The sequence below is a fragment of the Nitrospina sp. 32_T5 genome (assembly GCF_052156635.1).
In the GTDB taxonomy this organism is placed as follows: domain Bacteria; phylum Nitrospinota; class Nitrospinia; order Nitrospinales; family Nitrospinaceae; genus Nitrospina.
The window spans coordinates 1-6576 of record NZ_JBQKUO010000008.1 but is presented as its reverse complement, the minus strand read 5'-3'; the positions used below and the strand labels follow the sequence as shown (position 1 = coordinate 6576).

Here is a 6576-nt window from a genome sequence, read left to right as displayed (position 1 = left end):
TTCCTTCATAATTTCCACGCGTTCGTTATAAAATCGGTCAACCATAGCATAAAATTTAAAGCACGCTCAGACCTGATTCCTTTTTCCCGGCACCGGATCGAAAACCGACATGACCCCGCTGACACACGAACAACTGGACGCCTACCTTCACCGCATCGGCCACAGCGGCCCGGTGGCCAACGATGCGGCCACGCTCACCGCGCTCCACACAGCGCACACGTTGAACGTGCCGTTCGAAAACCTCGACCTGTATCTTGGACGCGCCATATCGCTGGAACCCGGCGCCCTGTTCGAAAAGATCGTGGCCCGCAGGCGCGGCGGCTGGTGTTTTGAGATGAACGGTTTGTTCGTCCGTGTGCTGAAGACCCTCGGTTTCGAGTTCACCCTCCTCGCCGCCCGCGTGTTCGACGAAGACGACATTCCCGGTCCCCGCAGTCATCAGCTCCAGCTGGTACGGGTTGGCGGACGCGACTGGGTGGTCGATGTCGGCTTCGGCGGATTCGGGCTCATCGCGCCGGTTCCACTGGAAGCGGAGACGGTGCACAAGCAGTTCGCGCAGGAGTTCCGGCTGGTGCGGGATCCGGCGGGAGGGTACATTCTGCAAACCCGGCTGGACGGCAAATGGGACAGCCAGTACGTGTTCACCCTCGAGCCGTCCTTGCCGCGCGACTACGAGTATGCGAATTTTTACCTGTCTCACGCACCGGATTCCATTTTCCGGCAGAAACGGGTGGTCACCCGGCCCACCGAAAACGGGCGCCTTAAGTTTTCGAACCGTGAGTTGAAAATCTGGGACAATGGCGGCACGCGAACGGTCCATGCCGCCGACGATACGGAATACAAGCGCCTGCTGCAGATGCATTTCAGGCTGGCGATCGACGAGGGGTTTGTCGATCCAGGTCGATGAATCACACCATGCAGGATTGCACGCCGGCTTCCAGTCGCTCGCGGTTCAGGTTGCGCCCGATGAACAGCAGGGTGTTTTGGCGGGGCGATTCTCCCCACGGCCTGTCCTCCCTCGCGTCAAACATCATGTACACGCTCTGGAAAACATAGCGATTGGGTGAGTCCTCGACATTCAGGATGCCCTTGGAGCGAAACACATCCATCCCTTCGGTGAGGTACAGCATCTGCAACCAGATATTGAATCGGTTGGGATCGATGCAACCGGGCACCGTGATGCCGACGGAGGTGATGGCCTCCCCGTGCCGCGGCTCGGTATCGTCGTGGTCGTGTCCGTCCTCATGCGCGTGGTCGTGTCCGGCGTCGTCGAAGTTCAGACGCTTAAGGTCGAAACCGCCGATGTCCAGCACCTGGTCGAGGGAAACCTGCGCATGCCGGGTGACGTGAAGGGTTGCGGTGGGGTTGATTCCTGCAATGCGCTTGTGCACGCGGTCCCGTTCCTCAGCCGACACCAGGTCGGTTTTATTGAGCAGGAGCACATTGGAAAAGGCGATCTGTTCCCAGGCCACATCCAGGTCTTCGAGTTGCATCTCGATGTGCTTGCAGTCGACCAGCGTCACCACCCCGTCCAGCTTCAACCCCTGAGCGATGTCCTCCTCCACCATGAACGCCTGGGCGATGGGTCCGGGTGAGGCGAGACCGGTCGCTTCGATCACGATGTAATCGATCTGCTTCTGCCGTGCAAGCAGCCGGTTGAGCGTCTCGATCAGGTCCCCTTTGATCGAGCAACAGACACACCCGTTGCTCATTTCAAACAGATCCTCCTCCGCGCCGACCACCAGATCGTGGTCGATGCCGATTTCACCGAACTCGTTTTCGATGACGGCGATGCGCCGGCCATGCCGGCCGGTGAGGATGTGATTGAGCAGGGTGGTCTTGCCCGATCCGAGAAACCCCGCCAGCAGGGTGACGGGGAGTTCCCGGTGTTTTTCTTTATTGCCTTGCATGGAAAGCCTGATGGCGAAAGGGTGAGTTTCCGGAAACGGGTACGGACCTTTTAAGAAGCGCGCGGTCCGTCGGCGGGCGCATCTTCCGTCCGGTCTTCCGTCTCCCGGACTTCTTCATAACGTTTTTCGATTTCCAGTTCGTCGTACACCTTGTCGATCTTCGACTTGATGCCCGACCGGGGCTCGCCGGCGTCTTTCTTCACGAAACTTTTGTCCGCCAGCACCGACTGCCAGAGCTGCTTTTTCTTTTCATCTCCCGACATGAAATTCATACCTCCACAAACTGAATGAAAATGAAATGAAAAAGGTTTTTATTTGGCCCGGTTGAGGCCGACCCTCATTCTACAACAGGCTGCCTTTTTCCCAATGATTTTTGTAAACGATTCTGTTAGTCTGAAATTTCAGGGGGTTGCCCGGTCATGCCCATGATCCGCACCCCCTTTTTTGTGGGCTTCATCCCAAGGCGGACCAAAGGGACAGAACATGATTGTTCCCGTCATTCTCTCCGGCGGCGCGGGTACCCGGTTGTGGCCCCTGTCACGGGAGGACCATCCCAAACCGTTTCTGGCCCCGGCGGGCGGCGATTCTCTTTTGCGCCGCACCTTCGACCGCGTGCTTCATTTTGAAGACACCGACCGCATTGTCGTCGCCGGCCCCCGTCACCTGCAATACCCGATCCTGAACGAATACGCCGCGTTGCCCGATCACGGTAACGTTCCCCTCGATTTCATCCTGGAGCCGATGGGACGCAACACCGCCCCGGCGATCGCGCTGGCAGCCTTGTACGTGTCGCAGGAAGTGGGACCGGAGACGGTTCTGTTTGTGCTGGCGGCGGACCAGCACCTGGCGCGTCCTGAAGTTTTGCAGACCGCGGTCGCCACCGCACGTGAGCTTGCGGAAAACAATTTTCTTGTCACCATCGGCATCGAACCCGAACGTCCGGAGACGGGTTACGGTTACATTGAACTGGGCGATTCGCTGGAACACCTGCTGTCGCCTTCGCCGCTGCGCTCCGAGCGCGGCGTGGCGGTGCAGGAAGTCACCCAGTTCGTCGAAAAACCGGACCGTGAACGCGCCGAAGCGTTTGTTGCCTCCGGCCGTTACCTGTGGAACGCGGGTATGTTCTGTTTCCGCTGTGACGTGTTCATGGGCGCTCTGCTCCGCACCGCGCCGGAGGTGCACGACGGGGTTCTGAACTGCTGGGAAGGGTCGCGCGTGCGTGACCGGGCCTTGAAGGTGAACCGCGACCGGTTCCAGAAAGTCCCCTCGATTTCCGTTGATTACGCGGTGATGGAAAAAGCCCGGCAGGTGGCGGTGGTGCGTTGCGACCCGGGCTGGGACGACCTCGGCAACTGGGAGGCGGTGGCGCGTTGTTTCCCTGAAGACGAACACGGCAACCGTGGCGAGGGGGACATCCTCCACCTTGGAAGCGAACACTGTTTTGTGCAGGCGGGATCGCGACTGGTCGCCGTGGTCGGCATGAAAGACGCCTTTGTTATTGATACCGAGGACGCCCTGCTGGTGGCCGACCGCGATCACCTGGACTCCTTGCGGAAGGTGGTGGCGGAATTGAAAAAACGCCACCACCCGGCGGGCGACAGCGGCCGCGAGGTGATCCGTCCGTGGGGCCGGTTTGCCGTGGTGGACCAGGGAGAGGGTTACCAGGTAAAACGCATCGTGGTCGCACCCGGCGGCATGCTGTCGCTGCAACTGCACCACCACCGCCTCGAACACTGGGTGATCGTTCAGGGAGAATGCCGGGTGATTCTGGGCGAAACCGAACAGGTGCTTTCCATCAACGACACCCTCAGGATTCCTCCCGAAACCCGCCACCGTGTGACCAACTGCGGCGACCGGCCCCTCATCATCATCGAGGTCTCCACAGGACCCTACCTGGGAGAGGACGACATCGTGCGTTTTGCCGACATCTACGGTCGAGTTCCCCCGCCGGACGAAACGGAATCGGATTGATTTTCCCCCTTTCCGGAATCAGGTCCAAGAGGGCGATTTTCCGAAAATGTTTGCAAATCGCCCCAAAATCCCGCAAATTGTATATAACTATTTGAATCCAAATAGTCTTTCGGCTTGGGAGGAGGGCCGTTTTCGTTTGAAACTGATCGTCAACACAGAGATCCTCACGCCTCCTTTACGGGGTATCGGAAATTACTTATTTCACCTCCTGCAGGGACTGAAAAGCCAGGCGACGATGGGGACGGTGATGTGTTTCAACGGCTCCGACCGGCTGTTGACGATCGATGAAGTCACCGACAACCTCAAAGCCACCCCCATCAATCCGGAAGCCATCGCATGCCGCGAGTCGCTGTGTGAAGCCCCCCGCGAATCGATCGATGCCCGGTTCCGGGAGTTGACCCGGCCGCATACCGATGCCCTGTACCTGGAACCGGAATGCCTGTTTCGTCCGTTTGAAGGGCGGACGGTACCCATCCTTTACGACCTTTCGCCAATCCAACATCCCGAGTTTCACCGGCAGGCCTACTGCACGATGATGCAGACCTACGCACCCGCCTGCCTGGAACGGGCGGCACATGTTTTTACGGTGTCCGAATTCACCCGTACCGAAATCATTTCAGCGTGGGGTTTGTCGCGGGAAAAGATCACCATTATTCCTCCCGGTGTTTCGCCTTTGTTTCATCCGCGCCAACCCGAAGAGGTCGAGGCGGTGCGTGCCAAGTACAATCTGCCGACGCATTATCTGCTGACGGTCGGCACGCTGGAACCCAAAAAGAACCAGACCAACCTGATTGCCGCCTATTCCCGACTGCCGGAAAGTTTGCGAAAAGATTACCCGCTGGTGATGGTGGGTGCACCGGGGTGGGGCACCGAGCGCCTGCAGGCGGTCATCCGGTCGTACCACCACCCGGACGAATTGTTCTACCTGGGATACGTGGAGGAGAACGATCTGCCGCTTCTTTACAGTGGAGCGTACGGATTCGTGTATGTGTCGGTCTATGAAGGATTCGGGATGTGCCTGCTGGAGGCCATGGCCAGCGGCGTACCGGTGCTGACTTCCAACCAGTCCGCCCTGCCGGAAATGGTCAACAAGGCGGCATTGCTGACCAATCCCCTCAACCTGAACTCCCTGACTGCCAACCTGGAACGTTTGATCCGGGATGATGATTTCCGGTCCAACGCGCGGTTGTTGGGGCCCGAGAAATCCCGAAACTACTCCTGGGAGTCCAGTGCCCGGGAAATGGCACAGGCATTGTGCAGAATTTCCGAAACCGTTTCCTGAAACCCAAACGGGAGTTGACTTGATGCGAAACATTTTAATGGGACACATCCTGGCCACCCTGTTGCTGGCAGCCACGCCTTTGTGGGCGGCGGAACCTTCCCCCATCGTCACCGACCGTCCGGGGCAATCCGACGCGAGCAGTGTGGTCGCACCCGGAACACTTCAAATCGAAACGGGTTACTTCCTGACCCACGACGACGACGGTGGACATGCAACCACGCACCTTCTTCCGGAACCGTTGTTTCGTCTGGGTGTGCTGGAGTGGCTGGAACTGCGTTTTTTCCTGGACGGTTACATCGCACAGGATGTCACCGGCGGTCCCGATGCCTCCGGCTTCGGCGACGGCAACATAGGCACCAAGTTTTATTTCTGGGGGCCCGAGGGCTTGCGGCCTGAGTTCGCCCTCGACTGGGGGGTGGCCCTGCCTTTTGGTGACGATGAAGTGTCGCGCCAGCGTTACGACCCTTTTGTGCGACTCCTCTTTACCAATGTGATCACAAAACGCTTCAGCATCACATACAATCTGGGCGCAGAATGGAACACCACCACCCTGGCCAGCGGAGCGCGTGAGACGCTGGGCGCCTACACGTATACCTTTTCTCCTGCATATGTGCTCACACCGGAATGGAGTGTGTTTGCGGAGGTGTTCGGCTCGGTGCCGATGGACCCGGCGGACGATGCACACACCTTCAATGGCGGGGTGTTGTGGCTGATCACCCCCGACTGGCAGTTCGACCTGTCAGCCGGTGTGGGGTTGAATGACGCGGCAAACGACCTGTTCATCCGGGCCGGACTTTCCACCCGCTGGGGGAACCTGTTCTGATCGGGATTTCCGGGACACACCAGGAAAACGAGGAGGGGTCGGGAAGATCACTCCTCAACCAGCACCTGGATGGGTTCCTTGATGCCGGTTATGAGGTGATGATTTTTCAATAGAAGCAGTTTTGCCTGGGTGATGATCTGCCCCGGTGAGAGCAACAGCGTGCCGTCCACCGAGTCCACGCGCTTGGCGATGACGTGACCTACCTTGAGCCCTTCGAGGGTGACGGACTTCACCCGCTTTTTTTCATCTTCCTGAGCCTGATTCTGGAAATGGTCGTACAAGGTGCGGAGAAGATCCATATCGTAATGAGACTTGCGTTCCTTCATCTTCTCCAGGGCCTGCACGCGGGTCAGCCCCGAGGCTTCCAATTCCACGAGGTCGAACACCAGGACCAGGATCCGCGAGCCCAATGGAATGGACTTGCCTTCCAGGGTCCCGGGCGGATAACCGGAACCATCGAACCCCTTCCTGTGATACAACACGATTTTGGACACATCCTTGAGATGCGGAATGTTTTCCAGAAGCTTCATGCTGGTCTTGGGGATGTTGCGAAACAATTCTTCTTCCCGGACCGAGAGGGGCGCTTTTTT

7 protein-coding genes are annotated in these 6576 nt (G+C 58.5%); 4 read left to right on the top strand and 3 right to left on the bottom strand.

All coding sequences use genetic code 11. From position 1 onward, the window contains the following. The first annotated feature begins 109 nt into the window (after positions 1–109). Positions 110–907: an arylamine N-acetyltransferase family protein gene (locus ACTRW9_RS14130; RefSeq protein WP_442429837.1), complete on the top strand. Its 798-nt coding sequence runs from the start codon at positions 110–112 to the stop codon at positions 905–907. A 1-nt stretch (position 908) separates the two neighbouring features. Here ACTRW9_RS14130 and ACTRW9_RS14125 read toward each other — a convergent pair whose 3' ends face one another. Together ACTRW9_RS14125 and ACTRW9_RS14120 are read right to left on the bottom strand one after the other, a co-directional pair. Next, entirely contained in the window at positions 909–1910 is a 1002-nt protein-coding gene (locus ACTRW9_RS14125) for a CobW family GTP-binding protein (RefSeq protein WP_442429836.1), read from the bottom strand. A gap of 50 nt (positions 1911–1960) precedes the next feature. Continuing rightward, entirely contained in the window at positions 1961–2182 is a 222-nt protein-coding gene (locus ACTRW9_RS14120) for a hypothetical protein (RefSeq protein ID WP_442429835.1), read from the bottom strand. Positions 2183–2393: 211 nt separating this feature from the next. Between ACTRW9_RS14120 and ACTRW9_RS14115 the strand changes: the two genes are divergently transcribed. The 3 genes from ACTRW9_RS14115 to ACTRW9_RS14105 all read left to right on the top strand — a co-directional run bounded on the left by ACTRW9_RS14115 (position 2394) and on the right by ACTRW9_RS14105 (position 5986). Next, positions 2394–3881: a mannose-1-phosphate guanylyltransferase/mannose-6-phosphate isomerase gene (locus tag ACTRW9_RS14115; protein WP_442427810.1), complete on the top strand. Its 1488-nt coding sequence runs from the start codon at positions 2394–2396 to the stop codon at positions 3879–3881. 136 nt (positions 3882–4017) lie between these two features. After that, a complete protein-coding gene (locus ACTRW9_RS14110; protein WP_442427811.1) occupies positions 4018–5163 on the top strand; it encodes a glycosyltransferase family 4 protein in 1146 nt (381 codons plus the stop codon). A 22-nt stretch (positions 5164–5185) separates the two neighbouring features. Then, entirely contained in the window at positions 5186–5986 is an 801-nt protein-coding gene (locus ACTRW9_RS14105) for a transporter (RefSeq protein WP_442429834.1), read from the top strand. Positions 5987–6033: 47 nt separating this feature from the next. Here ACTRW9_RS14105 and ACTRW9_RS14100 read toward each other — a convergent pair. Beyond that, a partial coding sequence (locus ACTRW9_RS14100; RefSeq protein WP_442429833.1) for an HD domain-containing phosphohydrolase occupies positions 6034–6576 on the bottom strand: 543 nt, incomplete at its 5' end.